This is a genomic window from Streptomyces camelliae (assembly GCF_027625935.1).
GTDB classification, from domain to species: Bacteria; Actinomycetota; Actinomycetes; order Streptomycetales; family Streptomycetaceae; genus Streptomyces; species Streptomyces camelliae.
The window spans coordinates 4772032-4798202 of the sequence record NZ_CP115300.1; the positions used below are offsets into that span (position 1 = coordinate 4772032).

Genomic DNA, 26171 nt, shown 5'->3' on the forward strand with positions numbered 1-26171 from the left:
TGATCACGGCCCCGTAAGCTTCCGGCGCGTCGGACAGCCTGTGGACCTGCAGGCCCGGCCGGGGCCGGGCCGCGCGCGGTGAGCGGAGCGAGCCGCGTTGAACCAGTAGAGAAAGTTGTAACTCTCAGCCGGGCTGGGCCTGAAGTCCTGTGCACTCTGTGAGTCGGCGCTAGTCGGTGCCGCCGTTCAGCGCTGACGGCAACGACGGCACACAGGGACCGTCGATCACGATCATCAGTGGTTACCCGGGGGGAACGCGGAGCCCCCGCCCAACCGCCTGCCCGATCCTGCGGATCAGAAGGTTGCAGGTTCGAATCCTGCCGAGTGCACATAGATCAGAGGCCCCGGTGAGATCCGGGGCCTCTGGCATGTCAGGGCTGCCCGGCGGTGGGTGCCACGGCTGCGGTCAGCAGGCGGTTGGCCAGTGGGGTCGGGGTGCCGAAGTCGAGGCTCAGGTTGGAGACCGAGTAGATGCCGCGCAGGGACAGGTCGCGGGTCGCGAACATGCCGTTGGCGTAGCCGAAGTCGTGGCCGGTCTTGCCCCAGAGCACGCCCCCGTCGGGCAGCGGGGTGGACATCAGGGCGGCGCCGAAGCAGGCCACCTTGTGGCAGCTGGTGCCGATGAACGGGACGAGCTTGCCGTCCTTGTCCTTCGGCAGGGTGAACATCTCGTCGAGCTGCGCGGCGGGCAGCAGGCGGCCCTGGAACAGAGCGGTGATGAAGCGGTCCAGGTCGGCCGGGGTGGAGATCATGTTGGACGGGTCACCGCCCTGCTCGCTGACGTCGACCGCCCTGCCGTGGCTGTCGGTCATGTATCCGTGGAGGTAGGGCCGGGGCATCACGGGATCGTCCTCGGGCACCGAGGTCTGCCGTAGTCGCAGCGGCTTCAGGATGCGTTCCGTGACCTCCTGCTTGAACGAGTGGCCGGTGATCTGTTCGATGAGTCTGCCCGCGATCCGGAAACCGAGGGAGTTGTACTCCTGCTCCGTTCCGGGCGCGAAGTGCGGGCCGGGCCAGGGGCGGTCGGCGGGGCGCAGGGTGGTGCTGATGATGTCGTCGAAGGTGCGGTACTCGTAGCGGTTGGCGATCGTCGCGTCGGTGCTCGGTGCGGGTTTGCCCTCGTCCACGTCCGGAAGCCCGCTGGTGTAGTTGATGAGCTCGCGGACGGTGATCGGCTGGAAGGTGTCCGGGAGCAGACCGGGCATGTACTCCTGGACGGTCCGGTCGAGGTCGATGCGGCGCTCGGCGGCGAGTTGCAGCACGACGGTGGTCTCGAAGACTTTCGAGATGCTGCCGATGTGGAAGTGCGCGTTCGCCGGGATCTTCCGCCCGGTCTGGCTGTCGACCGTCGACCCCTGCCACAACTGGCCCGGTTCGCCGACCCGGGCGATCGCGCCGGAGGTGTTGTCGGCCGGCCGGGTCTCGATGGCGGCCTGGAGCGCGGGCGGGTCCAGTGACGGGAAGGCGCGTGTGGCGCCGGGGCGAGCATCACTCGCGGCGAGGGCCTGCGCGCCCGGACCGGCGCCGAGGCCGATGCCGATGAGAGCAGAACCTACGAGGCCGAGGGTGACGGCGCGGCGAGCCAGCGGCTTCATATGAGACTCCGTGAGATTCGTTGTGCCGGTCGGTCTGTGTCCACACGTCGATCCTGCTCGGCCACCGACCGCCCGGGCATCGGGACCAACCCTGATCCGACCCCGAGCTCACCCCGAGCGCGCCCTGGGTCACGTCCCCTGGGATGCCTTCGGTAGATCCGCCGTCAGCCTTTCGGCGCACCGGGCAGAGGTCAGCACTCCTCTTCCGGGTCGTTCCGGTTCAGCTTCTCCAAGTACTCGTGCGCCAGGTCCGTGGCCCTGGTGAACCAGTCGGTGACGACCGCCAGTTCCTCGGGGGAGTAGTCGGAGAACAGGTCTGTCAGCCGTTTGTAGTGGCCCGCGTACACCGCCTCGACGCGCGTGACGGCCTCTGGTACGGCGGCCACGCGGACCCGGCGGCGGTCGGCGGGGTCGGGGCGGCGGGTGACGTAACCGGCGCGTTCGAGGCGGTTGAGGATGCCGGTCACGGCCCCGGTGGTGACGTGCGCCCGGGCGGCCAGGTCGCCGGCGGTCAGCAGGTCGGCGCCGGCCTCCAGGACGAAGGCGAAGCAGGTCAGGTCGGTGACGTTCAGGCCCAGCCGGCGGGCCAGCTCCTGCTGTCCGATCAGGTGGGCGGCGATGAGGTGGTCCATCGCCGACAGCGCCTGGGCCGGGGTGGCGGGCGGTCGCGGCGTGCCGTGCATCTTTCGGAATCCCTTAGCTCGTGAGATATTCGGGATGTAACTTCTTAGTTCGTGAGAGAGTTTGTGGCTCGTCTCTGGAGGCGGCTATGAGTCTGTACGACGAGGGTCACACGATCGCCGGCTGGACCGGCTTCGGCATCGCGACCGTGGGTGGAGCGGTGATGGGGCTTGGGGTGTGCACGGCCTCGCTGCCGGTGGTCGGGGGCGGGTCGGGTGTGGTTGCCGTCAGTGTTCTCGTGACCTGGTTTCTGCATCTGTCCGGCTGGGGGAAGCCGCCGGGGGTGCGGCCTCGGGGGGAGTGGGGGATGTGGGTGCGGGATGTACGGGCACGGGAGGGGCATCCGGGGTGCGTGAGCTGTCGGTTGGCGGGGCGGGGGCGGAGGGCTTCTGGGGTGGTTCCTGCTGAATCGATACCTCTGTCCACTATCGAGTGAACGTACGTTCTGCGCACGGCAGTTGGTCGGCGTCGCCTCTAGCTTCCGGAGTGGAGGTGATGCTCGATGTACGAGCAGAACGAGACTCCGCCGGAGCAGTCGGCGGGGAAGAAGCAAGACGCGATCGACGTCAACGACTTTGTCTTCGCGGCCACCGGGGCACGGGTGCGGAGGCTGACCACGCCGGAGGGGGAGCACTGGTTCCCGGCGGCGGATGTAGCGGCCCAACTGGGGTACGCAAACACGCGGCAAGCCTTGTTGTGGCATGTTGCACCAGATTGCAAGCAGTCCCTCGGCGATCTTGCACGAAGCGTCTATACAGCAGACGCTTTGCGCAAAATTGCAGGTCACGGGCTCAAAAAGTCTATGCGGATGGTGAATCTCGGTGGGCTGATCGCCCTCGTCAACGGCTGCACCAAGCCCGAATGCGCCCCCTTCAAGGCCTGGGTCAGCGAGGTCATCGAGACCATCCAGCGCGACGGTTCCTACTCCCTCGACCCCGCCCCCGTGCAACCCGCCCCCGACGGCCGCACCGCCTACCTCATGCCCCAGGAGGTCGCCGACGTGATCATCCGGCTGGAGGAGCGGAACATCCAGGCGGACGAGGCGCTGGCGGTCGCGCAGGTCGAGCGGCTTGAGCAGATGCGCCATACCAATGAACAACTGGGCCGTACCAATGAACAACTCGGCCGTACCAACGACGTCCTCGGCCGTATCGCCGACACCCTCGACCTCATCGCTGACCGGCTGCGCCCTTCCACCCCGGGGCCGACCCCGCCGACGATGACCCCCCAGCAGCTCCTCGCCACCTGGCGGGCCAAGAACCTGGTCGTCACCGACGACGTGCACGCCGTCGCCGCCTATCTCGCCCCGGCGCTGCTGCGCGGCCCGGTGCACTGCCGGCTGGAGGACGTCGCGGACCGTACCGGGCTCACCCTCGACCGGGTCCATGACTGCGTGCGCATGCTGATCAAGCGGGGCTGCATGCGGCAGAGGGGGCTCGCGGAGGGAGGAATGCCGGTGTACGTGCTGCCGTAGCGCGCACGATGCAAACAGGCCCGAAGTCGCAAAACCAAGTTGCGGCTTCGGGCCTTCGTGCACGTTACCCCGCCAATCGCTCTCAGCCCAGTGTCAGACCCACGTCCTACCCTCAAGAGTGATGGCACACGAATGGAAATGCACCGGACTGCGCTGGTCGTCGGACGGTCCCGTGCTGGTGTGGGACGGCGGGCGGAGGAGTGCGCTGCCCTGGGGGAAGCGGGTCGCGTTCGCCGTGCATGAGGGGGGTGTGCGCCGGTGTGTGGGGGCGCGGGGGAATGGATGTCCGGTACGGGCCGACGTATCAAGAAGAAGCACGGGTGCCCGGTGCGAGGAGTGTGCGCGGCTGGACCGGGCGCATTCCGTGGCCGCCGACACGATCGCCGACGATCCGCGGCCGTACCGGGTGTATCTGGCGTGGTTCGGGCCCGGCATGGTCAAGGTCGGGATCACCGCCGTCGAGCGAGGCAGTGCGCGGTTGCTGGAGCAGGGTGCCGTCTGTTTCAGCTGGCTCGGTACCGGTCCGCTGATGGCCGCCCGGCGCACGGAGGAGCTGTTGCGGGCCGCGCTGAAGGTGCCGGACCGGATTCCGTACGCCGAGAAGCGGGCGGTGCGGTCGGCGCTGCCGACGGGAGAAGAGGAACGGGCCGTGGAGGTGCGGGAGTTGCATGCCAGGGCCCTGGGGCTGCCCGCCTGGCCGGAGTCTCTTCAGCTGGCCGAGTGCCGGGTCGTCGATCACGTCACCGTGTTCGGGCTCGACCGGGCGCCCGTCGCGTTCGGCGAGGTCGTCGAGCTGGCTCCCGGAGGTGCGGTGAGCGGGGAGCTGGTTGCCGCCGCCGGGCCCGATCTTCATCTCGCGGTGGAGGGGCGCGGGGTCGTCGTGCTCGACACCCGGTTGATGGCCGGGTGGGAGCTGGTGCCGTCCGACGTCCCTGGCGGCCGGCTCACCTTTCCCGTACGGGAGTTCCGGAGCGAGCAGGAAGGGTTGTTCTGACACGACCGTAAAGAAACGGATCCCGGACAGATCCCCTTCGGCAAGGGCCTCGACGTCCAACAGGTCTGTCGCCGAAGGTTGTTTTACGGCTTCCGCACGGGAGTAGGTCCTTCCCAGGCGCCGCCTGAGAGCCGCCTGTGAGTTTCTCAGGGAAATCACAGATTGCGGAAAGCTTCTTCTCAGAGGACCCCGACATGGTGTCCACCATGACCACGACCTCGCCCCAGGGGCGCACCGAACTGCTGAGGCCGGACGGGAGCCCCGTCCGAGTGCTTGTGGTGGACGACGAGCTGTCGATCACCGAACTGCTGAGCATGGCCCTTCGTTACGAGGGCTGGCAGATCAGGAGTGCGGGGGACGGGCAGGGCGCGATACAGACCGCTCGGGAGTTCCGGCCCGACGCCGTCGTCCTGGACATGATGCTGCCCGACATGGACGGGCTCACCGTGCTCGGCCGGCTGCGGCGGGAACTGCCCGACGTGCCTGTGCTGTTCCTGACCGCGAAGGACGCCGTCGAGGACCGTATCGCCGGGCTCACCGCGGGCGGGGACGACTACGTCACCAAGCCGTTCAGCCTGGAGGAGGTCGTGGCCCGGCTGCGGGGGCTCATCCGGCGCTCCGGGGCCGCCGACCGGCGGTCCGACTCCGTGCTCGTCGTCGGGGATCTCACCCTCGACGAGGACAGCCACGAGGTGTCGCGGGCCGGGGAGAACATTCACCTCACCGCCACCGAGTTCGAGCTGCTGCGCTTCCTCATGCGCAATCCGCGGCGCGTGCTCAGCAAGGCGCAGATCCTGGACCGCGTGTGGTCGTACGACTTCGGCGGGCAGGCCAATGTCGTCGAGCTGTACATCTCCTATCTGCGGCGGAAGATCGACGCGGGCCGCGAGCCGATGATCCACACGCGGCGCGGGGCCGGTTATCTGATCAAGCCCGCTGTCTCATGAGCGGGCGGCGGCGAACGAGTCCGCAGCGGCAGCAGAAGCGGCAGAAGCGACGAACAGGACAGCCGCGCACCCTGCGGACCCGGCTCGTCGTCGCGTCGGTGGTGCTGATCGCCGTGGTCTGCGCGGTGATCGGCACGGTCACCACGCTCGCGCTGCGCCAGCATCTGTACCAGCAGCTGGATGGCAAGGTGAAGGACATCGGCCAGCGCGCGGTCGGTCATCCGCAGCTTCCGGGTGCCGACGCGAACCTGGGCGGTCCGGGCGGCCCGGGCTCCTCACCGGCGGACGACGCCACGCCGAGCGAGAAGGTCGTCAACCTGCTCACCAAGGGGCCGACGCAGGCGAAGACCATCGCCGCGTACGTGCAGAACGGCTCGATCGTGAGCGCGGCCGTCTCCGAGCAGCAGAACTACACCACCGGCTTCTTCAAGCAGATGAAGGCCGACAGCCTGAACACGGTGCAGAAGAGTGTCCTGAACTCGGTGGCCAAGGACGGCAATTCGCACACCGTCGAGATCCCCGGACTCGGAGACTATCTCGTCAAGTACGTGACCAGTCATGACGGCAGTGACGCTCTCTACATCGCCCTGCCGACCAAGGACGTCGACGACAACATCAACGCCCTGATCCTCATCGAGATCAGCGTCACCGTGGCCGGTCTCGTGGCCGCCGGTATCGCCGGGTACGTGCTGGTCGGCGTCGCCACCCGCCCCCTGCGCAAGGTCGCCAATACCGCCACCCGGGTCTCCGAACTCCCGCTGCACACCGGCGAGGTGAACCTCAGCGAGCGGGTCCCGGAGTCCGAGTGCGACCCGCTCACGGAGGTCGGGCAGGTCGGTGCCGCGCTCAATCGCATGCTCGATCATGTGCACGGCGCGCTGCACGCCCGCCAGCAGAGCGAGATGCGGGTACGGCAGTTCGTCGCCGACGCCAGCCATGAGCTGCGTACACCCCTCGCGTCCATTCGCGGGTACGCGGAACTCACGAGACGCGGACGCGAACAGGTGGGCCCCGACACCCGGCACGCCCTCGGCCGGATCGAGTCCGAGGCGGGGCGGATGACCCTCCTCGTCGAGGATCTGCTCCTGCTCGCCCGGCTCGATGCCGGGCGGCCGTTGCAGTTCGAGCAGACCGATCTCATCCCGCTGGTCGTGGACACCGTCAGCGACTCCCGCGCGGCCGGCATGGACCACAACTGGCGCCTCGATCTGCCCGACGAGCCTGCCCTCGTCTCCGCCGACGCGGCCCGGGTCCAGCAGGTGCTCGTCAATCTGCTCGGCAACGCCCGCAAGCACACGCCACCGGGGACGACCGTCACCGCGCGCGTGCAGCGGCGCGGGCCGTGGATGTGCGTCGACGTCGAGGACAACGGGCAGGGAATTCCCCCCGAGTTGCTGCCGCACGTCTTCGAGCGGTTCGCGCGCGGCGACTCGGCGCGCTCACGCTCCACCGGGTCCACCGGGCTCGGGCTCGCCATCGTGCAGGCCGTCGCGACCGCGCACGGCGGTGCCGTGACCGTCGACAGCGTGCCGGGGCGGACGGTGTTCACCGTGCATCTGCCCGCGCTCGCCCCCGCCGCTCCCCAGCCGGCCCCCGAAACGGACTGGCAATCGCACTCACAGGCACAGCACAGTGCCACCACATGGGTGCAACAGGGGGCTTGAGTTGAGTCGGTCCCATGCGAACCGACTCTTCTCCCGGCACTCTGCCGGCGCGGGAGCACCTCCCGGCCGGAGACGCCGGTACGCCTGTCCTGGACGTAGTGATCCCCGTCTACAACGAGGAGAAGGACCTCCAGCCGTGCGTCCGCAGACTGCACGAGCACCTCACCCGCACCTTCCCGTACGCGTTCCGCATCACCATCGCGGACAACGCGTCCACGGACACCACCCCGCAGGTGGCCGCGCGGCTGGAGCAGGAGATCCCCGAGGTCACCAACTTCCGCCTGGAGCAGAAGGGCCGGGGGCGGGCCCTCAGGACCGTCTGGTCCGCCTCCGAGGCGCCGATCCTCGCCTACATGGACGTCGATCTGTCCACCGACCTCAACGCCCTGCTGCCGCTGGTGGCGCCGCTCATCTCCGGCCACTCGGACCTCGCCATCGGCTCCCGGCTCGCCCGCTCCTCGCGGGTCGTGCGCGGTCCCAAGCGGGAGTTCATCAGCCGGGCCTACAACCTGATCCTGCGCGGCTCGCTCCAGGCCCGCTTCTCCGACGCGCAGTGCGGCTTCAAGGCCATCCGGCGTGATGTGGCGCAGGTGCTGCTGCCGCTGGTGGAGGACACCGGGTGGTTCTTCGACACCGAGATGCTGGTGCTCGCCGAGCGGGCGGGACTCAGGATCCACGAGGTGCCGGTCGACTGGGTCGACGACCCCGACTCCACCGTGCACATCGTGAAGACCGCGACCGACGACCTCAAGGGCGTCTGGCGGGTCGGCAAGGCCCTGGCCACCGGTTCGCTGCCGCTGGACCGCCTCACCCGGCCCTTCGGTGACGACCCGCGCGACCGCGACATCCAGGACGTGCCCAAGGGCCTGGCCCGTCAGCTCGTCGGCTTCTGTGTGGTCGGCGGGCTGTCCACCCTCTTCTACCTGGTTCTCTACAGCCTCTTCCGGCAGTTCTCCGGCTCCCAGGTCGCCAACGCGCTCGCCCTGCTGGTCTCCGCGATCGCCAACACGGCCGCCAACCGCCGGCTCACCTTCGGAGTGCGCGGCCGGGGCGGCGCTGTCCGGCATCAGGCGCAGGGCCTGGTCGTCTTCGGCATCGGTCTGGCCCTGACCAGCGGCTCCCTGGCCGCCCTGAACGCGGCCAGCTCCAGCCCGGCGCACTCCACCGAACTGGCGGTGCTCATCGCGGCCAACCTCGCCGCGACCGTGCTGCGCTTCCTGCTCTTCCGCGCCTGGGTCTTCCCGGACCGCGACGACTCCGGCACCGGCACCGGCAGCGGTGCGGATGCCGGTACGGGTCCGACCTCGACGTACGGCACGGGTACGACCCCGCCGTACGGCACGACCGCCCCGTACGCCCCGCTGCCCCAGCGCCCGGTGCCGAACCCGTCGTACGACCCGTACGACCCGTACGAGCCGCACCGGACGGACGCCACCATGCGGTTGCAGCCGGTGCGCCCGTACGACACCGACCTGGGGGATCCCCGATGACCATCGACCAGCAGAGCAGCAGCGGTAGCGGTACGGCCGTGTGGGGGCCGCCTCCCACGGCTCCCCCGCAGGCCCCCGAAGCCCCCGAAGCCGGTGCGTCCAAGCAGCCGTACCTGCGCAGACTGTGGCGCGGGCGGCCCGAGGACCCGCGCTGGGCGCGCCCGGCCCTCTTCGGCCTGCTGGCCGCCACCTTCGTCCTCTACCTGTACAACCTCAGCGCCTCCGGGTACGCCAACTCCTTCTACTCGGCGGCCGTGCAGGCGGGCAGCACGTCCTGGAAGGCGTTCTTCTTCGGTTCGCTGGACGCGGGCAACGCGATCACCGTGGACAAGCCGTCGGCCTTCCTGTGGCCGATGGAGCTGTCGGTCCGGATCTTCGGCCTGAACTCGTGGGCGATCCTGACGCCCGAGGTCCTCATGGGCGTCGGCACCGTGGCGGTCGTCTACGCGGCCGTACGGCGCCGGTTCAGCCCGGTGTCCGGTCTGATCGCGGGTGCGGTCCTCGCGCTCACCCCGGTCGCGGCGCTGATGTTCCGGTTCAACAACCCGGACGCGATGCTGGCCCTGCTGATGGCGCTGGCCTGCTACTTCGTCGTACGGGCGGTGGAGGACGGCCGGACCAGGTGGCTGGTGTGGGCGGGGGTGGCGATCGGCTTCGCCTTCCTCGCCAAGACGCTCCAGGCCTTCCTGATCCTGCCGCCGCTGGCGATCGTCTATGCCGTCTGCGGCCCCGTGAAGCTGAGGAAGCGGCTGGGCCAGCTGGCCGCCGCCACCCTCGCCCTCGTCGTGGCCGGCGGCTGGTGGGTCGCGATCGTCGAGCTGTGGCCGGCCTCCTCCCGCCCCTACATCGGCGGTTCGCAGAACAACAGCTTCCTGGAGCTGACCTTCGGCTACAACGGCCTCGGCCGGATCAACGGCGACGAGACCGGCAGTGTCGGCGGCGGGGGCGGCGCGGGCGGCTCCGGCCGCTGGGGCGCCACCGGCTGGGACCGGATGTTCAACTCCGAGATCGGCAGCCAGATCTCCTGGCTGCTGCCGGCCGCGCTGATCCTGCTGGTGGCCGGTCTCGTGGCCACCCGCAAGCTCAAGCGGACGTCCGTCACCCGGGCCTCGTTCCTGGTGTGGGGCGGCTCGCTACTGATCACCATGGTGGTCTTCAGCTACATGGCGGGCATCTTCCACCAGTACTACACCGTGGCCCTCGCCCCCTACCTCGCGGCCGTGACCGGCATGGGCGCCGGGCTGCTGTGGGAGAAGCGGCGGGAGCTGTGGGCGTCGATCACGCTCGCGGCCGCCGTGGTCGCCGCGGCGGCCTGGGGTTACGTCCTGCTCAACCGCACCTCCAGCTACCTCCCCTGGCTGAAGTGGCTGGTCCTGATCGGCGGTCTGGCGGCCGCGCTGGGCCTGGTCTTCGCCGGCCGGATCTCCCGGCAGCCGGCCCTCGGGGCGGCGGCGGTGGGCCTGGTGGCCGTGCTCGCCGGTCCTACGGCGTACACCCTCAGCACGGTCGACTCCGCGCACACCGGTTCCATCCCGACGGCCGGTCCGGCGGGCGCGAGCATGATGGGCTTCGGCGGCGGCCGGGGTCCCGGTGGTGGCAACGGCGGTATGCAGGGCGGCTTCGGCGGCGGTGGCATGCCGGGCCGGCAGAGCCAGCAGGGCCAGGGTCAGCAGAACGGCAACGGCTTCCCGGGCGGGGGCATGCCGGGCCAGAACCAGCAACAGGGCAACGGCAGCACGCAGGGCAACGGCAGCACGCAGGGCCAGGGTCAGAACGGCAACGGCTTCCCCGGCGCCGGCCGGATGGGCGAGGGCGGCATGGGCGGCGGCATGGGTGGCGCGGGCGGCCTGCTGAACGGCGCGAACGTCTCCTCCGCCGCCAAGACCCTGCTGGAGAAGGACGCCTCGAAGTACACCTGGGTCGCCGCGTCCATCGGCTCCCAGAACGCCGCCAGCTACCAGCTCGCCACCGGTGACCCGGTGATGGCGATCGGCGGCTTCAACGGCACCGACCCGTCCCCGACGCTGGCCCAGTTCAAGAAGTACGTGGCAGAAGGAAAGATCCACTACTTCATCGCCGGCGGCGGCATGGGCGGTGGCATGGGAGGCAGCAGCAACGGCACCTCCTCGCAGATCAGCTCGTGGGTCCAGAGCACCTTCAAGAAGGTGACGGTCGGTTCGGCCACCTTCTACGACCTCACGCAGAAGAGCAGCTGACAGAAGAGCAGCTGACGGGAGGGCGGCCGACAGGAGGGCGGCCGACAGCCCGACATCGCGTTGTACACCGTATAGCGACCGCTATACGGTGTACAGCATGTCCACCTCCCAAGGCCATCCCCAGCGCTGGCTGATCCTCGGCGTCATCTGCCTGGCCCAGTTCACCGTGCTGCTCGACAACACCGTCCTGAACGTGGCCATCCCCTCCCTCACCCGCGAACTGCACGCGGCCACCTCGGACATCCAGTGGATGATCAACGCCTACTCCCTGGTGCAGTCCGGTCTGCTGCTCACCGCGGGCAGTGCCGCCGACCGCTACGGCCGCAAGAAGATGCTGGTGGCCGGGCTCGCCCTGTTCGGCATCGGCTCGCTCCTCGCCGGACTCGCCCACTCCATCGGTCAGTTGATCGCCGCGCGGGCGGGGATGGGCATCGGCGGCGCGCTGCTGCTGACCACCACGCTGGCCGTGGCGATGCAGATCTTCACGCCCGAGGAGCAGCCGAAGGCGATCGGCGTCTGGAGCGCGGTCAACGCACTCGGCTTCGCGGGCGGGCCGCTGATCGGCGGGTTCGTGCTCAACCACTTCTGGTGGGGCGCGATCTTCCTGGTCAACATCCCCGTCGCGGCCCTGGGCCTGGTCGCGGTGCCGGCCCTCGTACCGGAGTCCAGGAGCCCGCAGGGCGACCGTCCGGACCTGCTCGGCGCGGTGCTGTCGACCATCGGCATGGCCGCGCTCGTCTTCGCGATCATCTCCGGGCCCCGGCACGGCTGGACCTCGGCGCGGGTGCTGGGCACGGGGGCCGGCGCGGTGGTGGTGCTCGGTGCCTTCGCCCGGTGGGAGAGCAGGGTCGCGGAGCCGATGCTCGATCCGCACTTCTTCCGGGACCGGCGGTTCACCGGGGCGGTCACGGGGGCGGTGCTCCTGACCTTCGGGATGGGCGGGGCGTTGTTCCTGCTGACGCAGCACCTTCAGTTCGTGCTCGGGTACGGGCCGCTGGAGGCCGGCCTGCGGACCGCTCCGCTGGCGCTGACCGTCGTCGCGCTCAACTTCACCGGGCTGTCGGCGAAGTGGTCCACGCGGATGGGTACGCCGGTGTCCATCGCGTCGGGGATGGTGCTGATGGCGGCGGGGCTGGTGGCCATCGCCGAGCTCGCCTCCGGCGGATATGCCGGGACACTGCTCGGGCTGCTGCTCATCGGGGCGGGGTGTGCGGTGGCGAATCCGGCGATGGCCCACGCCGTCCTGAGCGCGATTCCTCCGGAGAAGGCGGGGGTGGGGGCCGGGATCAACGGCACGCTCGCCGAGTTGGGCAACGGTCTCGGGGTGGCCGTGCTGGGTGCGGTCCTCAGCTCTTCCGTCGCGTCGGGGGAGTCGTTGTCCGCCGGCCTGGGCGCCGGTCAGCTGGTGGGGGCGGTCGCCGTGCTGGTCGGGGGGTTTGTGGCGGCGGGGCTGCTGCGGCGGGCGGAGCGGGTGATCGCCTGAGAGCTCCCTCGCGCCCTTAAGGTTGGACCACTTGGCCGGATCTGTACAAAGGAGGCGCCGATGGCGGAGCAGAATGCGCGGTCGGCGCGGGCCAGTGTGTGGCTGGAGCAGAAGGCTCCCCGCAGTGGGCGCGGCGGGCAGCCCTCCGGGCTCGACCGGAAGCGGATCACCGACGCGTCCGTACGCCTCCTGGACGCCGACGGGCTGGCCAAGTTCTCGATGCGGCGGCTGGCCGGGGAGCTGAACGTCACCGCGATGTCCCTGTACTGGTACGTCGACACCAAGGACGATCTGCTCGAACTCGCCCTGGACGCCGCCAACGGCGAGATGCGGCTGCCCGACGCGGACGACGAGCGGGCGGACTGGCGGGAGCAGTTGCGGGCGCTGGCGGCGGAGTACCGGGGGCTGCTGGTGCGCCATCCCTGGCTGTCCCCGCTGGCCGGGCGCTACCTCAACATCGGCCCGAACTCCCTCGCCTTCTCCCGCACTGTGCAGCGCGTCATCCGCCGCACCGGGCTGCCGGCGCCCCGCCTGATGGGGGCCATCTCGGCGGTGTTCCAGTTCGTGTACGGCTTCGGCACCCTCGAAGCCCAGTTCATGTCCCGGATCGCGGACTCCGGGCTGACCCCGGAGGACTACTACGGGCAGGCCATGGCCTCGGCGCAGCAGGACGCCGAGGCCGCGGGCTATCTCCAGGAGTCCAGGGACATCATGGACGCCCGCGGCGGAGACACGGTCGCCGAGATGATGGACCGGGACTTCGACTTCGCCCTGGACCTGCTGATCGCCGGCATCGAGGCGATGGTCGACCGAGGCTGACCTCCGCTACTCCCCGGCCACCAGCCGCGCCGGAAACCCCCCGGTGGCCACCGGCCCCCACCGCTCCGGCGTGACCCGGATGATCGACTTGCCCTGCTTGATCATCGCCTCGCGATACTCGTCCCAGTCGGGGTGTTCGCCGGCGATGTTGCGGTAGTACTCGACCAGGGGTTCCACGGAGTCGGGGGCGTCGATGACCTCGGCCGTGCCGTCGATCTGGACCCAGGGGCCGTTCCAGTCGTCGCTCAGGACGAGCAGGCTGACCCGGCTGTCGCGCTTGGCGTTGCGGGTCTTGGCGCGTTCGGGGTAGGTGGAGACGACGATCCGGCCCGAGTCGTCGACCCCGCAGGTCAGCGGGGAGGCCTGCGGCCCGCCGTCGGTGCGGCGGGTGATCAGCAGGGCGCGGTGCCGGGGCCGTACGAAGTCCAGCAGTTCGGCGAGCGATACACGGGTGTTGGTCGCGATGTTCGGTGCCATGGCAAGGCAGCCTAGGGGCAATTCCCGCCCCCGTGGCTGACCCTGCTGTGCCTACGTCCGCGTCTATGCCTGGGGCAGGGAGTCGCCCTGGACCGCCTGGATGTCCAGCTCGACCTTCAGCGTCGTACCGATCGCCGCGATGCCCGCCTGGAGGACCTGGTTGTAGTTCATCGCGAAGTCCTCGCGGTGCAGCTCGGCCGTCGCGCGGAACGCGGCCCGCGTGCCGCCCCACGGGTCGGCGCCGGTGCCGAGGTAGGCCAGGTCCAGGTCGACCGGCCGTACGACACCGTGCATCGACAGCTCGCCGTGGACCGTCCAGCGGTCCGAGCCGGCCTGCGTCAGGCCCGTGGAGCGGTAGGTGATCTCCGGGTGCCGCTCCACGTCCAGGAAGTCCCCGGACTTCAGGTGCGTGTCGCGCATGCCGTTGCCCGTGTCGATGGACGCGGCCTTGATCACCGCCTCCACGCGGGACTTGGTGACGTCGTCCGGCGCGATCTCGACCGTGCCGCCGAACTCCGTGAACCGGCCGTGCACGCTGGAGATGCCCAGGTGCTGGGCGACCGCGGCGACGGAGGAGTGCACCGGGTCGATCGTCCAGGGGCCGGGCGGCGGCAGTTCGGTGCCGCCCTGCCGGGCCAGTGTCACCGTGCCGACCTCGGCCCGGCCGCTCGCGGTGACGATCGCGGAGGAGGCCACGGGCGCGTACCCGACGGCGGTCACGATCACCGTGTACGCCCCCGGCACGAGCTCGGTGGTGTCCCGTACGGCTCCCTCGGCATCCGTCTCGGCGCGCAGCACCTGCGTACCGGTCATGTCGGTCACCGTGACGACCGCGTGCGACACGGCCCACCCGTCACGCGTGCGGATCTTCGCGGTCAGTCCCATCCCGTTTTTCTCCCTGCAAGGAACTACAAATACTTACAAATTGGCCCTACGGAACCGGCCCGTGGCGCACACACGACGGTATGCGTGCCACGGGCCGGGAGTGAACTACTCGCCGGGGTGGGCGAGTTCGATCGCGTGGCCGTCGACTCCGGTGCCGGCGAGGGTCAGCGCGGTGGCCACCGGCGGGTAGCCGGTCGCGATGACGGTGTACTCGCCGCTGTCCAGGTCGGTGAAGGCGTACGCGCCGTCCGTACCGGTGGTGGCGGTGCCGACCACGTTGCCCGCCTGGTCGACGAGGGTCACACGGGCGTCGGCCAGCGGGCCGTGCGGGGCCCGGACGACGCCCTGGAGCCGGGCGCCGGCGTCCAGGTCGATCTCGATCCGGGTGACCCCGGTGGCGCCGATCTCGACCGGCAGCGCGCGCGGCCGGAACCCGGTCGCGTTGACGGCCAGGGTGACCGTGCCGGGCACCAGGTCGGTGAGGGCGAACTCGCCCTGCTCGCCGGTGGCGGCGGTGGCCAGCAGATCACCGCGGACGTCGGTGACGATCACCATGGCGTCCTTGACCGGCAGCGCGCTGCCCGCGGCCCGGACCACACCGGTCAGCCCGCTGGTGCCGCTGAGCAGGATGTCGTACGACAGCGGCTCCTCGCCCACCACGACGGTGGAGGCCTGCGGCTGGTAGCCGTCGGCGGAGGCGATGAGGACGTAACTGCCCGTGCCGGGGGCGTCGACGGAGTAGGAGCCGTCGGCCTGGGCGACCGCGCGGCCCAGCTGGCGGCCGGACAGCGAGATCAGGGTGACCGCGGCCTGCGCGACCGGGGCGCTCTCGGCGCCGCGGACGAAGCCGTGCACCGGGGTGCCGCCGCCGGCGCCCGAGCCGGGCTCGGTGATCGTCGCGACCGCCGTCATCACCTGGGTGGCGGTGGCGGTGGCGGTCGTCTCGGCGGAGGTGTCCGCCACGACGGGCTGGGCCCAGCTGGGCACCTTCTCGGGCGCGGGTTCCTGCACAGCGTTCTCCCTGACGGTCTCTACGGCGGCGGCCGCCGCGGGCGCCGCCCCGGTCTTCTCCTGCGCGGCCTGGGCCAGCGCGCCGGACGTGCGCAGCGGGACCTCCTTGATGAACAGCACCGTGATGAACGCGATCAGCGCGAACGGGGCCGCGTAGAGGAAGACGTCCGCGATGCCGTGGCCGTAGGCGCCCTCCAGCCAGTTGCGCACCGGGGCCGGCAGCGCGTTCATGTCGGGCAGGTTGCCGCTGCCGACGGCGTGGGCCGCGGCCTGCTGCGCCTTCGGGCTCAGCTCGGTGATGGTGTCCTTGGCGTGGTGGGTGATCCGCTCCGACATGACCGAGCCGAGCACGCCGACGCCGACCGCACCGCCGAGGGAGCGGAAGAAGCTCACCACGGAGGAGGCGGAGCCCAGGTCCTGCGGGGCGACCTGGTTCTGCGTGGACAGCACCAGGTTCTGCATCATCGTGCCGACGCCGATGCCGAGCAGCGCCATGTAGATCGACAGCTCCCAGTACGGGGTGTCGTAGCGCATCAGGCCGAGCAGGGCGAGGCCCGCCGTGAGGGAGACAGCGCCGCCGACCAGCCAGCCCTTCCAGCGGCCGGTGCTGGTGATGAAGCGGCCGGAGACCATGGACGCGACGAACAGGCCGCCGATCATCGGGATGGTCATGACGCCGGACATCGTCGGCGACTTGTCGCGGGCCAGCTGGAAGTACTGCGAGAAGAACACGGTGCCCGAGTACATGCCGACACCGACGAACAGCGAGGCCAGCGAGGCCAGCGTGATGGTGCGGTTGCGGAACAGGCGCAGCGGGATGATCGGCTCGGCGGCCTTGGTCTCGGTGAGCACGAACAGCAGCGCGAGCACGATCGTGCCGCCCACCATCGTGTACGTCTGCCAGGACAGCCAGTCGTACTTGTCGTTGGCGAAGGTGACCCAGATCAGCAGCAGCGAGGCGGCGGCGGTGATGAAGAAGGCGCCGGTCCAGTCGACCTTGACCTTCCGCTTGGCGACCGGCAGGTGCAGCGTCTTCTGCAGCACGACCAGCGCGATCAGCGCGAAGGGGATACCGACGAAGAGGCAGTAGCGCCAGCCGAGCCAGGAGGTGTCGGTGATGACACCGCCGAGCAGCGGGCCGCCGACGGTGGCGACGGCGAAGGTGGCGCCGGTGTAGCCGGAGTACCGGCCGCGCTCGCGCGGGGAGATCATCGCGGCCATGATGACCTGCACCAGGGCGGACAGACCGCCGGCGCCGAGGCCCTGGATGACACGCGCGCTGATCAGCATCGCCGGGTTCTGCGCGAGACCGGCGACGACCGAGCCGATGACGTAGATGACCAGGGATATCTGGACGAGGGCCTTCTTGCTGACCAGGTCGGCGAGCTTGCCCCACAGCGGCACGGAGGCGGTCATGGAGAGCAGTGCCGCCGTGACGACCCAGGTGTACGCGGACTGGCCGCCGCCGAGGTCCTTGATGATCGTCGGCAGTGCGTTGGTGACGATCGTCGAGGAGAGGATGGCGGCGAACAGGCCCAGCAGCAGGCCGGACAGCGCCTCCATGATCTGCCGGTGTGTCATGGGGGCGTGCTCCGCGGCGGAGCCTCCCCCGTGCTTGGCGTGAGCCCGCACACCGGCTGGTGTGGTGGTTGCCATGGGCTTCCTTCTCTTACGTGCTTGCGGGTGTACGGGTGGTCTCTTCGAATGCGGGCGTGGTCTCCGTGGCCACGGGGGCGGGGAGCCGGACCGGGGCGGACCGGCAGCCGCCGAACGAGTCGCGCAGGCGGGTCATCAGCCGGATGAGCTGGCCGACCTCGTCGTCGGTCCAGTCGGCGAGCCGCTCGGCGAGCAGATGCGTGGTCCGCCGGGACAGCTCGTCGAGCTGCGCGAGCCCCGAGGGCGTCAGCCGCAGGATCCGCGAGCGCTTGTCCGCCGGATCCGGCAGCCGCTCGATCCAGCCGCGCGCGGCGACGTGCGCGACATGCCGGCTGGTGACCGACATGTCCACGGCGAGCAGCTCCGCGAGCTTGCTCATGCGCATGTCGCCGTGGCGCCCCAGCAGGGTCAGCACGGCGGCCGAGCCGGCCGGGCAGTCGGGCGGCAGGATCCGCCCCAGGTCCCGTTTCACGGCTCCGACGGCACTGAGCTGACGCGCCAGCTCTTCGAACTGCGTCCGCTCGGCCATCACACCTCCCGTATTCGTTGCTTGGGGCAACCATAGCGGTGATTGGTTGCTGCAGGCAAATAGATCAGGGGGGTCGGCGGCGCAAAAACTTGGCAAAGGCATGTATTGCGATCGTAAATGTGCAGGTGGCTGCGGGTGAGGTGCCCCTGTCTGTCCTGGTGGCCCCGCACTTGGGTCGGTCACCTGGATTCGCTAGTGTCTCGGGCCATGGCTAACACCCAGGGCCCCCAGGGCAACTACGACCCCGCCGGCAGCACCCAGATGTTCCGCGCGTTCGTCGACGAGGCCCCCCAGGGGCGCCAGGCGCAGGCGGCGGCCGCCTCCTCCTCCGGTCCCCGCATCGGCCTGATCATCGGCGTCATCGTGGCGATCGCCGTGGTGGCGGGCGTGGCCTGGCTGGCGCTGAAGTAGGACCTGCTTCTGGGAACTGCTTCCAGGACCTGTTTCAGGATCACTTCCACCGGACGGACACGTCCCGCGTCTCGATGTGCATGCCGAGCGGCACACGCCAGGCGTCGACGCACACCGTCCAGGTGGGTTTCACCTGTGCGCCCGGCCCGATCGGCCCCGGCAGGTCCGCGGTCGAGTCGACCGTGCCCCAGTCGATGCCGAGCAGGCCGATGATGTGCGTCCCGAACGTCACCGACCCCGAACGCACCGCCGTACCACCCGAGTTGTGGAAACCGACGGTGACCTTCTGGCACCAGCGCTGGTCCGTGGCGGCCGTCTCCGGCTTGCCCCAGCTGAGGTCGGCGGGCCCGACGGGTGTGCCGCTGCCGGAAGTTGGGTCCGGCGTGCCGCTGCCGGGAGTCGGGGCGGGTGAACCGGGTCCGGATGGCGCGGGTGTCGTACGACCGTCCGCGCTGCCGGAGGGGCTGGGTGTGCCCAGGAGCGGTGGGGTCTGCTCCGGGCTGCCCGGCAGGGGTGAGTCGCTGCTGCTCGGCCGGGCCGAACTGGGTGTGGGCGCCGGAGAGTTGCCGCCCTTCGCGCCGTCGAGCGGCACGAAGGACACCGAGCCGGTCGGGCCGGCCGCGGCCGCACCGCTGCTCTGCGGACCGCCCGCCGCGCCGGCCGCGACGTAACCGCGGCCCGGGCCCTGGCCCCCGCATGCGGCCACCACCCCGCCCAGGACGACGACGACCGCCGACGCTGCCGTAACGGCGCCTCGGCGGCCACGTGTCCATGTCGTCGTACGAAGCATCCGGTCATGGTGACTGACGCTTCGTCAGATAGGAACCCTCCGGGTGTCGTTCGTCGCTCAGTCCGAGATCAGGCCTTCCCGCAACTGCGCCAGCGTCCGGGTCAGCAGCCGGGAGACGTGCATCTGGGAGATGCCGACCTCCTCACCGATCTGGGACTGGGTCATGTTGGCGAAGAAGCGGAGCATGATGATCCGGCGTTCGCGGGGCGGGAGTTTGGCCAGGAGGGGCTTGAGGGACTCGCGGTACTCCACGCCCTCCAGGGCCGTGTCCTCGTAGCCGAGGCGGTCGGCCAGGGAGCCCTCGCCGCCGTCGTCCTCGGGGGCCGGGGAGTCGAGGGAGGAGGCGGTGTAGGCGTTGCCGACCGCGAGGCCGTCGACCACGTCCTCCTCGGAGACGCCGAGCACGGCGGCCAGCTCCGTCACCGTCGGGGAGCGGTCCAGCTTCTGGGAGAGCTCGTCGCTGGCCTTGGTGAGGGCCAGGCGCAGCTCCTGGAGGCGGCGCGGCACACGGACCGACCACGAGGTGTCCCGGAAGAAGCGCTTGATCTCCCCGACCACCGTCGGCATCGCGAACGTCGGGAACTCCACACCCCGTTCGCAGTCGAAGCGGTCGATCGCCTTGATCAGGCCGATGGTGCCGACCTGGACGATGTCCTCCATCGGCTCGTTGCGCGAGCGGAAGCGCGCGGCCGCGTAGCGGACCAGCGGCAGGTTCAGCTCGATCAGGGTGTCCCGGACGTAGGCCCGCTCGGGGCTGTCCTCGCCGAGGGCGGCGAGACGCAGGAACAGTGAACGGGACAGGGTGCGGGTGTCGATGTCCCCCGAGGCCGGCAGGGCCGGCGCCTGGGCGGACGGGGACGGCACGGCGTCGAGGGCCGTGACGGCCTCGATTCCGTCGAGGACGTCGAGAGCGTCGAGCTCCTTGGGCGCTGCCGCGCTCGGCGCGGGCGTCAGCACCTTCGAGCTGCCCTGGTCTGCGGACATGCCACCCCCTTTGGGTCGCGGGACGGTCGCGGCGGCGCCGACGTGTCGTGCGACGCAGCCTTCACCTGAATACCGGAGCCGGAGGCCCGGCAAACGCGTCTCCCGCAGAATGTCACATGTCGGCAACACGCTGTAGTGACATGTCGACATGAAAGATCCGAATCGGCCCTGGAGGGAAGGGGTCTGACGCGTTGTCGGAGCCCAACTGTCGGCATCCGCGCAGGTGAGGGATTCGCTCGGGACGGTTACCGCTCGCTCGGGTATGCGATGCAGAACCGCTTGAGGCGTGCTTCCGTGCGCCCGCCGTGCTCCATGCGGGGGGTGGCCGTGCTTCCCGAAAGCGGGCTTATGCGTCGCTTCCCGAGAGGGGGCCTAAGCGTCGATGCGGTTCGCGGAGCGCAGCCGCTGGAAGCTGCGGGCGAGGAGACGCGAGACGTGCATCTGGGAGACGCCGAGTTCCGCGCTGATCTGTGACTGGGTGAGATTGCTGTAGTAGCGCAGAAGCAGGATGCGCTGTTCGCGCTCGGGGAGTTGGACGAGCAGGTGCCGGACCAGGTCGCGGTGTTCCACGCCGTCGAGGGCCGGATCCTCGTAGCCGATGCGGTCCAGCAGGCCGGGCAGTCCGTCGCCCTCCTGCGCGGCCTCCAGGGAGGTGGCGTGGTACGACCGTCCCGCCTCGATGCAGCTCAGCACCTCGTCCTCGCTGATCCGCAGCCGCTCGGCGATCTCGGCGGTGGACGGCTGGCGCCCGAAGGCCGTGGTCAGGTCCTCGGTCGCGCTGTTGACCTGCACCCACAGCTCGTGCAGCCGGCGCGGTACGTGGACCGTGCGGACGTTGTCCCGGAAGTAGCGCTTGATCTCGCCGACGACGGTCGGCATCGCGAAGGTCGGGAACTGCACGCCCCGGTCGGGGTCGAACCGGTCGATGGCGTTGATCAGGCCGATGGTGCCGACCTGGACGACGTCCTCCATCGGCTCGTTGCGGGAGCGGAACCGGGCGGCCGCGTAGCGCACGAGCGGGAGGTTCGCCTCGATCAGCGCCCCGCGCACCCGGTTGTGCTCCGGGGTGCCCGGGGTGAGCTCCTTCAGCTCGGCGAAGAGCACCTGGGTGAGGGCGCGGGTGTCGGCGCTGCGCCGCTTCTCGGGGGCCACGGGAGCGGGGGTGGCGGGAGCGGGGTCGGCGGCCACCTCCTCCTGAGGCAGCTCCTGGGGCAGCGCGGTACTGGCCGACACGGTCAACGCCACCTCTTCGTCGCTCAATCATCCGCGGTCAGTCATCCGTCAAAAGCGGTCATAGCATCACAAGACATGTGCACTGTGTGCAAGCACCGCATAACGCCGTGTTGTGTTCAAACTTCCACAAGTTGGGGGCGTGACGGCCGGGCAACGCACGAAAGCCCTCCGCCGTTCCGGCGGAGGGCTCGGACGAAGAGGGGCTCAGAACTCGTAGTCGGCGATCACCCACGTGGCGAACTCGCGCCACAGCGCGACGCCCGCCTGGTGCGCCGGGTGCTCCAGGTAGCGCTTGAGGGCGTCGGGGTCCTCGACCGCAGAGTTGATCGCGAAGTCGTAGGCGATCGGCCGGTCGCTGATGTTCCAGCCGCACTCCCAGAAGCGCAGCTCCTCGATCTGCCCGCCCAGCGCCTCGAAGGCCGCCACGCCGGCCACGACGCGCGGATCGTCCCGCTCGACGCCCTCGTTGAGCTTGAAGAGGACCAGATGGCGGATCATGGGGCGTACCTCAGTTCTTTCCTCCGTTGGCGACCCAGGTCATGAAGTCGCCTATGGCCTTCGCGGCGCTCGATATGCCTTCGAAGCCTATCTGGACGTAGCTGGCCGCCTTGGCCGGGTCCGTGATGATCACGTAGAGCACGAAGACCACGAGCGCGTACACAGCGATCTTCTTGGCGTTCACCGCCACCGAATCCTCCCCTGTGCTGTGTGCCCAGTGGGCCCCTGCTGACGGCCGCGAGTGTAACCTTCACGCCCCTTTCAGGGACCAACGGCCTGCCTCCCGAGGCCCTTTGCTCGTACGACGAGAAGGGCCCCGTCGTGCGACGGGGCCCTTCTTCGAGCGGTAGCGGAGGGATTTGAACCCTCGGTGACTTGCGCCACACTCGCTTTCGAGGCGAGCTCCTTCGGCCGCTCGGACACGCTACCGAGGGAGACCTTACAGCACAGTGGGGCATGGTCTGAAATCGGATTCGGCAGCTCTGTGAGCGGCCCCGCCGGCGGTCGGTCAGCGGTCGGTCAGCGGCCCGTCAGCGGTCGCGGAAGAACTCCGTGAGGAGCAGGGCGCACTCCGCCGCCAGGACGCCCTCGACGACCTCGGGCCGGTGGTTGAGCCGGCGGTCGCGGATCACGTCCCACAGGGAGCCCGCCGCGCCCGCCTTGTCGTCCCGGGCGCCGTAGACGACCCGGTCGACGCGGGACTGGACGAGGGCGCCCGCGCACATCGTGCACGGCTCCAGGGTGACGACGAGCGTGCAGCCGGTCAGCCGCCACTCCCCGAGCCGTGCCGCGGCCCGCCGGATCGCGAGCACCTCGGCGTGGGCCGTGGGATCGCCGGTGGCCTCGCGCTCGTTGTGCCCGGCGCCGAGCACCGTCGTACCGTCCGGGGACAGCACGACGGCGCCGACGGGGACGTCCCCGCCCCGGACGGCCTGCTCGGCCTCGTCCAGGGCGAGCCGCATCGCGGCCCGCCAGCGGTCGCGTACCGGATCTGCCGGGTGCACGGTGGCCCGCGTGTCCCGCGAGGCGGTCAGCGGACGCCCTCCAGGACGTCCGTGCAGCCCAGGACCTCGGCGATCTCGCTCAGCGCGTCCCCGTCCAGGGCGCGCAGCTCCTTGCCGCTGATGCCCAGGTCGGCGAGGAGTTCGCTGTCGCCCACGGGGCCGTGCGAGACCGCGTCGTCGGCGCCGCCGCCGTCCTCCTCGTCGTCGGACTCGCCGTCCTCCGTGCCGTCGAGGTCCAGGGCGTCCAGGTCGGGGCCGTCGTCCGAGCCGGGCTCCCGGCCGAGCAGCTCGTCGGTCAGCAGCAGCTCGCCGTACGCGCTGCGCTGGGCCGCGGCCGCGTCCGAGACGTAGATGCGCGGGTCGTCTTCACCGTCGATACGGACGATGCCGAACCACGCTTCCTCCTGCTCGATGAGAACGAGCACCGTGTCATCGTCGACAGCGTTCTCCCGGGCCAGGTCGGCCAGATCCGACAGGCTCTCCACATTGTCGAGCTCTGTGTCGCTCGCTTCCCACCCGTCTTCGGTGCGCGCGAGCAGTGCGGCGAAGTACACCGTGACTCTCCCACTGGTCATAGGTGTGCCGGTTGGGGGTCCCCCCGGCGGAGGTATGTGGGCGGGAAGAACCTGGGCTCCGAGCCCCGCCCACTCGGAATCGTGGCAGAAACAAGGCGTTCAGGGGACGTCTTCGGCTCCCTGTGTCTTGCAGCCGCCCTGCGGATCGTACGCGGCTTTTCCAAGCTCGCACGCACGCCCACCGCGCAAACACCGCCGCGGACATGGATCTTCCGCACCGAGAATTTTCTTACCGTGCCTGGCTCCAGGGGGGGCTTCCTTCCCACAGGTCGGACCACCAGCGGAGTACTGGTGGACTACCAGCGGAGTACTGGCGGACCACGGACGGCCTACCAGCGGAACGTCCGCATACGCATCGCATGGCGCAGTCGCGCCGCCTTGGCGCGCCGCGGCTGGACCCGGGCGCGCAGCTCGCGCGCCTCGGCGAGATCACGCAGGAACTGGGCGCGCCGCCGCCGACGCTCGGCGTCCGTCTCGGGCGCACGGGAGTCGCGGGACGCTGCCATGCCGGTGCCGGGTGTCACCGCTGTGTCGGTGTCGCGTGTCGCCGCTGTGCCGGTTGCGCGGGATGCCTCCGTGCCGGTGCCGCGGGATGCCGCCGTGCCGGATCCGCGAGACGCCGCCCTGCCGGAACCGCGAGACGCCGCCCTGCCGGAGCCGCGTATCGCGGGCTCGTCCGGGTCCGCGGTGCCGTCGGGCGCGTCTTCGGGATGTTCAGGAAGGTCAGGCACGTCACACCACCCCAGCCCAGTTCCGTCCCTCCCACTTTCCCCCGGACGGGCGGTTTGACGCCAGCACCGGGGGGTGCGGGGCGCAGGTACCGTTATGGGCATGCGTCTCCACGTCGTCGACCACCCCCTGGTCGCCCACAAGCTCACCACGCTGCGCGACCAGCGCACCGACTCCGCGACCTTCCGCCGCCTCGCCGACGAGCTGGTCACCCTGCTCGCCTACGAGGCCACGCGGGACGTGCGCACCGAGGCCGTCGACATCCGGACGCCGGTCGCGCAGACCACCGGCGTCAAGCTGGCCCGCCCGCGCCCGCTGGTCGTGCCGATCCTGCGCGCCGGTCTCGGCATGCTGGACGGCATGGTCCGGCTGCTGCCGACCGCCGAGGTGGGCTTCCTGGGCATGATCCGCAACGAGGAGACCCTCCAGGCCTCCACGTACGCCTCGCGCATGCCGGAGGACCTCTCGGGCCGCCAGGTGTACGTCCTGGACCCGATGCTGGCCACGGGCGGCACACTGGTCGCGGCGATCCAGGAGCTGATCAAGCGCGGTGCGGACGATGTGACGGCCGTGGTCCTGCTGGCCGCGCCGGAGGGCGTCGAGGTCATGGAGCGTGAGCTCGCGGGTACGCCGGTGACGGTCGTCACGGCGGCCGTCGACGACCACCTCAACGAGCACGGGTACATCGTGCCGGGGCTGGGAGACGCCGGGGATCGGCTGTACGGGGCCGCTGAGTAGCCCTTAGGGGGCGGCGCCTGTCAGCACCCCGGACCGGCTGTACGGGGCCGCTGGTCAGCCCTTACGAGGCGCCTGTCAGCACCCCTTCTTCGGAGAAGCCGTCGGCTGTGGGTCCGTCAGGGCCGTCAGTGCCTGCTGGGCGTCCGCCGGCTTCGTCAGGCCCTTGAAGGCGTCGCCCAGGATGAGGTCGAGGTCGGCGCCCTTGCGGCCCGCGTCGGTGCGGCGTTCGGCGTCCGCCAGCTGGGTGCCGAGCACCGCCACCGAGGTGTTCTGGGCGTCGGCGGGGCCGAGCAGTATCCCGGTCCCCTTGACCTTCTTGTCGAACTCCCCGGGCGCGTTGCCCACGTCGCCGATCCGGAAGCCGCGCTTCTTCAGTTCGTCGGCGGTGGCCTTGGCGAGGCCGGTGCGCGCGGTGGCGTTGTAGACGTTCACCGTGATCTGGCCCGGCTTGGGCAGAGTCTTCACCTGGGCGGCCGGGGTCGCCGTGGCCGCGGTGCCCGCCTTGGCACGGCAGTCGGTCTTCGAACCGGCCGCCGAGGTCTTCTTGCCGCCGCCGGTGAAGACGTCGATGAGCTGCAGCGTCCCCCAGCCGATCAGGCCGAGCGCGCAGACGGACGCCACCACGGCGGCGACGAGCCTGCCGCGGCGGCGCGGCGGGCGCATCCGAGGGTATTTGTCCCCCGTGATCCGGTACTGGCCGCCCATGCCCCGGGGTGTCAGCATGCTCATGGGCGCAGCGTAGTGCGCCTGAGCGGCGATGCCTATTAGATGATCAGTCGATGCCGCTCAGTGGAACCCGAAAGGGTCAACGGCCGTGCCGTGCCGGGTCAGTCGAGTTCGAGCACGCGCGCGTGCAGCACCTGGCGCTGCTGGAGGGCGGCGCGGACCGCGCGGTGCAGGCCGTCCTCCAGGTAGAGATCGCCCTGCCACTTCACGACGTGCGCGAAGAGGTCGCCGTAGAACGTCGAGTCCTCCGCCAGCAGGGTCTCCAGATCGAGCTGCTGCTTGGTGGTCACGAGCTGATCGAGGCGGACCGGGCGCGGCGCGACGTCCGCCCACTGCCGGGTGCTTTCCCGGCCGTGGTCGGGGTACGGCCGGCCGTTTCCGATGCGCTTGAAGATCACACGGAAAGCCTACCGGTCAAGACCTTCCGGGCGCAGCCATGGCGGCGTAGTGCGCGGCCGGAAAAGATCTCGCAAACCACGCAAATGGGGTAGTACGGGGCGCGCCGCATCACCCATTCCCTGTTCGGCGCGGCCCGGCGGAGGCGGCGGGCCCGGCGGCAGGC

The 26171-nt window shown here is 70.2% G+C and carries 27 protein-coding genes and 1 tRNA gene; 11 read left to right on the forward strand and 17 right to left on the reverse strand.

The features are described 5' to 3' along the window. Positions 1–371 precede the first annotated feature (371 nt). Positions 372–1595 (reverse strand): serine hydrolase domain-containing protein, encoded by a 1224-nt coding sequence (locus O1G22_RS21675; RefSeq protein WP_270082854.1) that lies wholly within the window; start codon positions 1593–1595, stop codon positions 372–374. A 191-nt stretch (positions 1596–1786) separates the two neighbouring features. Continuing rightward, positions 1787–2278, reverse strand: coding sequence for a MarR family winged helix-turn-helix transcriptional regulator (locus O1G22_RS21680; protein WP_270082855.1), 492 nt, complete (start codon positions 2276–2278; stop codon positions 1787–1789). A gap of 86 nt (positions 2279–2364) precedes the next feature. Here O1G22_RS21680 and O1G22_RS21685 point away from each other — a divergent pair, with 86 nt between their 5' ends. The 9 genes from O1G22_RS21685 (at position 2365) to O1G22_RS21725 (ending at position 13363) form a co-directional block, all read left to right on the forward strand. Continuing rightward, the gene (locus tag O1G22_RS21685) at positions 2365–2712 is read left to right on the forward strand and encodes an HGxxPAAW family protein (protein WP_270082856.1); all 348 of its coding nucleotides are present in this window, start codon (positions 2365–2367) and stop codon (positions 2710–2712) included. A 66-nt stretch (positions 2713–2778) separates the two neighbouring features. Further along, positions 2779–3750, forward strand: a complete 972-nt coding sequence (locus tag O1G22_RS21690) for a BRO family protein (protein ID WP_270082857.1) — start codon at positions 2779–2781, stop codon at positions 3748–3750. Positions 3751–3871: 121 nt separating this feature from the next. Next, complete coding sequence (locus O1G22_RS21695; protein ID WP_270082858.1) at positions 3872–4744, forward strand: DUF2797 domain-containing protein; 873 nt, start codon at positions 3872–3874, stop codon at positions 4742–4744. A gap of 206 nt (positions 4745–4950) precedes the next feature. Continuing rightward, a complete protein-coding gene (locus O1G22_RS21700) occupies positions 4951–5691 on the forward strand; it encodes a response regulator transcription factor (RefSeq protein ID WP_270082859.1) in 741 nt (246 codons plus the stop codon). Further along, positions 5688–7355 (forward strand): sensor histidine kinase, encoded by a 1668-nt coding sequence (locus O1G22_RS21705; RefSeq protein WP_270082860.1) that lies wholly within the window; start codon positions 5688–5690, stop codon positions 7353–7355. Before O1G22_RS21700 ends, O1G22_RS21705 begins: the two co-directional genes overlap by 4 nt. 14 nt (positions 7356–7369) lie before the next feature. Next, positions 7370–8845 carry a bifunctional glycosyltransferase family 2/GtrA family protein gene (locus O1G22_RS21710; protein WP_270082861.1) on the forward strand — a complete coding sequence of 492 codons (1476 nt, stop codon included), beginning with the start codon at positions 7370–7372 and terminating at the stop codon, positions 8843–8845. Beyond that, a complete protein-coding gene (locus tag O1G22_RS21715) occupies positions 8842–11061 on the forward strand; it encodes an ArnT family glycosyltransferase (protein WP_270082862.1) in 2220 nt (739 codons plus the stop codon). Before O1G22_RS21710 ends, O1G22_RS21715 begins: the two co-directional genes overlap by 4 nt. 97 nt (positions 11062–11158) lie before the next feature. Further along, the gene (locus O1G22_RS21720) at positions 11159–12544 is read left to right on the forward strand and encodes an MFS transporter (protein ID WP_270082863.1); all 1386 of its coding nucleotides are present in this window, start codon (positions 11159–11161) and stop codon (positions 12542–12544) included. Between the two features lie 60 nt (positions 12545–12604). Next, positions 12605–13363 carry a TetR/AcrR family transcriptional regulator gene (locus O1G22_RS21725; protein WP_270082864.1) on the forward strand — a complete coding sequence of 253 codons (759 nt, stop codon included), beginning with the start codon at positions 12605–12607 and terminating at the stop codon, positions 13361–13363. Between the two features lie 6 nt (positions 13364–13369). Here O1G22_RS21725 and O1G22_RS21730 read toward each other — a convergent pair whose 3' ends face one another. From O1G22_RS21730 to O1G22_RS21745, 4 genes are all read right to left on the reverse strand, one after another. After that, positions 13370–13840 carry a PPOX class F420-dependent oxidoreductase gene (locus tag O1G22_RS21730; RefSeq protein WP_225099875.1) on the reverse strand — a complete coding sequence of 157 codons (471 nt, stop codon included), beginning with the start codon at positions 13838–13840 and terminating at the stop codon, positions 13370–13372. 63 nt (positions 13841–13903) lie between these two features. After that, the gene (locus O1G22_RS21735; RefSeq protein ID WP_270082865.1) at positions 13904–14725 is read right to left on the reverse strand and encodes a YceI family protein; all 822 of its coding nucleotides are present in this window, start codon (positions 14723–14725) and stop codon (positions 13904–13906) included. Between the two features lie 105 nt (positions 14726–14830). After that, positions 14831–17317, reverse strand: coding sequence for an MFS transporter (locus tag O1G22_RS21740; protein WP_487416691.1), 2487 nt, complete (start codon positions 17315–17317; stop codon positions 14831–14833). A gap of 88 nt (positions 17318–17405) precedes the next feature. After that, positions 17406–17921 (reverse strand): MarR family winged helix-turn-helix transcriptional regulator, encoded by a 516-nt coding sequence (locus O1G22_RS21745; protein WP_270082867.1) that lies wholly within the window; start codon positions 17919–17921, stop codon positions 17406–17408. A gap of 207 nt (positions 17922–18128) precedes the next feature. On the opposite strand from O1G22_RS21745, the gene O1G22_RS21750 reads away from it, so the two are divergent. Then, positions 18129–18332: a hypothetical protein gene (locus O1G22_RS21750; RefSeq protein WP_225099871.1), complete on the forward strand. Its 204-nt coding sequence runs from the start codon at positions 18129–18131 to the stop codon at positions 18330–18332. Between the two features lie 40 nt (positions 18333–18372). Here the strand turns inward: O1G22_RS21750 and O1G22_RS21755 are convergent, their stop codons facing one another. From O1G22_RS21755 to O1G22_RS21795, 9 genes are all read right to left on the reverse strand, one after another. Continuing rightward, entirely contained in the window at positions 18373–19122 is a 750-nt protein-coding gene (locus O1G22_RS21755) for a hypothetical protein (RefSeq protein WP_270082868.1), read from the reverse strand. A gap of 57 nt (positions 19123–19179) precedes the next feature. Continuing rightward, on the reverse strand, positions 19180–20106 hold the full coding sequence (locus O1G22_RS21760; protein ID WP_225099869.1) for an RNA polymerase sigma factor SigF: 927 nt from the start codon (positions 20104–20106) through the stop codon (positions 19180–19182). Positions 20107–20478: 372 nt separating this feature from the next. After that, positions 20479–21345 carry an RNA polymerase sigma factor SigF gene (locus O1G22_RS21765; RefSeq protein ID WP_270086487.1) on the reverse strand — a complete coding sequence of 289 codons (867 nt, stop codon included), beginning with the start codon at positions 21343–21345 and terminating at the stop codon, positions 20479–20481. Between the two features lie 198 nt (positions 21346–21543). Further along, complete coding sequence (locus O1G22_RS21770; RefSeq protein ID WP_270082869.1) at positions 21544–21837, reverse strand: Dabb family protein; 294 nt, start codon at positions 21835–21837, stop codon at positions 21544–21546. 10 nt (positions 21838–21847) lie between these two features. Continuing rightward, a complete protein-coding gene (locus O1G22_RS21775; protein WP_225099867.1) occupies positions 21848–22027 on the reverse strand; it encodes a hypothetical protein in 180 nt (59 codons plus the stop codon). Positions 22028–22181: 154 nt separating this feature from the next. Further along, positions 22182–22266, reverse strand: a tRNA-Ser gene (locus tag O1G22_RS21780). Between the two features lie 101 nt (positions 22267–22367). Then, the gene (gene tadA / locus O1G22_RS21785; RefSeq protein ID WP_270086488.1) at positions 22368–22799 is read right to left on the reverse strand and encodes a tRNA adenosine(34) deaminase TadA; all 432 of its coding nucleotides are present in this window, start codon (positions 22797–22799) and stop codon (positions 22368–22370) included. Between the two features lie 68 nt (positions 22800–22867). Further along, a complete protein-coding gene (locus O1G22_RS21790) occupies positions 22868–23395 on the reverse strand; it encodes a tRNA adenosine deaminase-associated protein (RefSeq protein WP_270086489.1) in 528 nt (175 codons plus the stop codon). 350 nt (positions 23396–23745) lie between these two features. Then, positions 23746–23922 (reverse strand): hypothetical protein, encoded by a 177-nt coding sequence (locus O1G22_RS21795; RefSeq protein ID WP_225099865.1) that lies wholly within the window; start codon positions 23920–23922, stop codon positions 23746–23748. 325 nt (positions 23923–24247) lie between these two features. On the opposite strand from O1G22_RS21795, the gene upp reads away from it, so the two are divergent. After that, positions 24248–24883, forward strand: a complete 636-nt coding sequence (upp, locus tag O1G22_RS21800) for a uracil phosphoribosyltransferase (protein ID WP_031164597.1) — start codon at positions 24248–24250, stop codon at positions 24881–24883. A 75-nt stretch (positions 24884–24958) separates the two neighbouring features. Here the strand turns inward: upp and O1G22_RS21805 are convergent, their stop codons facing one another. Then, positions 24959–25612, reverse strand: a complete 654-nt coding sequence (locus O1G22_RS21805) for a LytR C-terminal domain-containing protein (RefSeq protein ID WP_270082870.1) — start codon at positions 25610–25612, stop codon at positions 24959–24961. A 98-nt stretch (positions 25613–25710) separates the two neighbouring features. Further along, positions 25711–26007 (reverse strand): type II toxin-antitoxin system VapB family antitoxin, encoded by a 297-nt coding sequence (locus O1G22_RS21810; protein WP_004943146.1) that lies wholly within the window; start codon positions 26005–26007, stop codon positions 25711–25713. Between the last annotated feature and the right edge of the window lie 164 nt (positions 26008–26171).

What these genes read in the sequence shown, in the direction of transcription:
- O1G22_RS21675 (WP_270082854.1), bottom strand. Translation starts at nt 1,595, where the DNA reads ATGAAGCCGCTGGCTCGCCGCGCCGTCACCCTCGGCCTCGTAGGTTCT.
- O1G22_RS21680 (WP_270082855.1), bottom strand. Translation starts at nt 2,278, where the DNA reads ATGCACGGCACGCCGCGACCGCCCGCCACCCCGGCCCAGGCGCTGTCG.
- O1G22_RS21685 (WP_270082856.1), top strand. Translation starts at nt 2,365, where the DNA reads ATGAGTCTGTACGACGAGGGTCACACGATCGCCGGCTGGACCGGCTTC.
- O1G22_RS21690 (WP_270082857.1), top strand. Translation starts at nt 2,779, where the DNA reads ATGTACGAGCAGAACGAGACTCCGCCGGAGCAGTCGGCGGGGAAGAAG.
- O1G22_RS21695 (WP_270082858.1), top strand. Translation starts at nt 3,872, where the DNA reads ATGGCACACGAATGGAAATGCACCGGACTGCGCTGGTCGTCGGACGGT.
- O1G22_RS21700 (WP_270082859.1), top strand. Translation starts at nt 4,951, where the DNA reads ATGACCACGACCTCGCCCCAGGGGCGCACCGAACTGCTGAGGCCGGAC.
- O1G22_RS21705 (WP_270082860.1), top strand. Translation starts at nt 5,688, where the DNA reads ATGAGCGGGCGGCGGCGAACGAGTCCGCAGCGGCAGCAGAAGCGGCAG.
- O1G22_RS21710 (WP_270082861.1), top strand. Translation starts at nt 7,370, where the DNA reads ATGCGAACCGACTCTTCTCCCGGCACTCTGCCGGCGCGGGAGCACCTC.
- O1G22_RS21715 (WP_270082862.1), top strand. Translation starts at nt 8,842, where the DNA reads ATGACCATCGACCAGCAGAGCAGCAGCGGTAGCGGTACGGCCGTGTGG.
- O1G22_RS21720 (WP_270082863.1), top strand. Translation starts at nt 11,159, where the DNA reads ATGTCCACCTCCCAAGGCCATCCCCAGCGCTGGCTGATCCTCGGCGTC.
- O1G22_RS21725 (WP_270082864.1), top strand. Translation starts at nt 12,605, where the DNA reads ATGGCGGAGCAGAATGCGCGGTCGGCGCGGGCCAGTGTGTGGCTGGAG.
- O1G22_RS21730 (WP_225099875.1), bottom strand. Translation starts at nt 13,840, where the DNA reads ATGGCACCGAACATCGCGACCAACACCCGTGTATCGCTCGCCGAACTG.
- O1G22_RS21735 (WP_270082865.1), bottom strand. Translation starts at nt 14,725, where the DNA reads ATGGGACTGACCGCGAAGATCCGCACGCGTGACGGGTGGGCCGTGTCG.
- O1G22_RS21740 (WP_487416691.1), bottom strand. Translation starts at nt 17,317, where the DNA reads ATGACACACCGGCAGATCATGGAGGCGCTGTCCGGCCTGCTGCTGGGC.
- O1G22_RS21745 (WP_270082867.1), bottom strand. Translation starts at nt 17,921, where the DNA reads ATGGCCGAGCGGACGCAGTTCGAAGAGCTGGCGCGTCAGCTCAGTGCC.
- O1G22_RS21750 (WP_225099871.1), top strand. Translation starts at nt 18,129, where the DNA reads ATGGCTAACACCCAGGGCCCCCAGGGCAACTACGACCCCGCCGGCAGC.
- O1G22_RS21755 (WP_270082868.1), bottom strand. Translation starts at nt 19,122, where the DNA reads ATGCTTCGTACGACGACATGGACACGTGGCCGCCGAGGCGCCGTTACG.
- O1G22_RS21760 (WP_225099869.1), bottom strand. Translation starts at nt 20,106, where the DNA reads ATGTCCGCAGACCAGGGCAGCTCGAAGGTGCTGACGCCCGCGCCGAGC.
- O1G22_RS21770 (WP_270082869.1), bottom strand. Translation starts at nt 21,837, where the DNA reads ATGATCCGCCATCTGGTCCTCTTCAAGCTCAACGAGGGCGTCGAGCGG.
- tadA (WP_270086488.1), bottom strand. Translation starts at nt 22,799, where the DNA reads ATGCGGCTCGCCCTGGACGAGGCCGAGCAGGCCGTCCGGGGCGGGGAC.
- O1G22_RS21795 (WP_225099865.1), bottom strand. Translation starts at nt 23,922, where the DNA reads ATGGCAGCGTCCCGCGACTCCCGTGCGCCCGAGACGGACGCCGAGCGT.
- upp (WP_031164597.1), top strand. Translation starts at nt 24,248, where the DNA reads ATGCGTCTCCACGTCGTCGACCACCCCCTGGTCGCCCACAAGCTCACC.
- O1G22_RS21805 (WP_270082870.1), bottom strand. Translation starts at nt 25,612, where the DNA reads ATGAGCATGCTGACACCCCGGGGCATGGGCGGCCAGTACCGGATCACG.